Source organism: Lelliottia sp. GFLA7 (genome assembly GCF_056490165.1).
This window is the reverse complement of sequence record NZ_JBWLAQ010000058.1, coordinates 1-472: the sequence shown is the minus strand read 5'-3', so window position 1 is coordinate 472 and position 472 is coordinate 1. Positions and strand designations below refer to the sequence as shown.

The following is a 472-nucleotide window of genomic DNA, read 5'->3' as shown; positions in this document are numbered from 1 at the left end:
TCGTCACCGAGATCGAGTACCGGTCTTACACCGGCGGGAGCCTGCGACACCCCAGCTGGAAGGGCGTGCGCACCGACAAGAAGCCGTCGGAAGTCGGCCTGCCCGACCGGAACTGACTTCCAGTGTGGTCACTGCCAGTCGACTACGGTCAGATGCGGGGGGAGCCCCTGACCGTCTCCGCCTGCGCGTCGCTCGCGGGTAGTCGCGTCAGGGGATAGACAGGCGCGCAGAGTCGCTTGTTCACCCGCCTATTTCGACGAAGTACACACGTCACACGGGGGTGGCATGTCCGAGGAACAACGGCGCGAGCGTCGACCATGCAACTGGAAGGCGGCGCTGCTGACGTCCGCGTGGCTGGCGTGTATCGCCGTGATCGTCTTTGTTCCCGGGGCGTTCGCGATGCTGGTCGGTCTCGAACCCTCGGTGGCCGGAGCGGTCACAGCCTTCACTGGTTTGTGTGTGCTAGTGGCCG

The 472-nt window shown here is 65.3% G+C and carries 1 protein-coding gene; it reads left to right on the top strand.

All coding sequences use genetic code 11. The annotated features are described in order from the left end of the window. Positions 1–285 precede the first annotated feature (285 nt). The coding region (locus AC07RN_RS21130; RefSeq protein WP_478337240.1) for a hypothetical protein at positions 286–472 on the top strand (187 nt) is incomplete at its 3' end.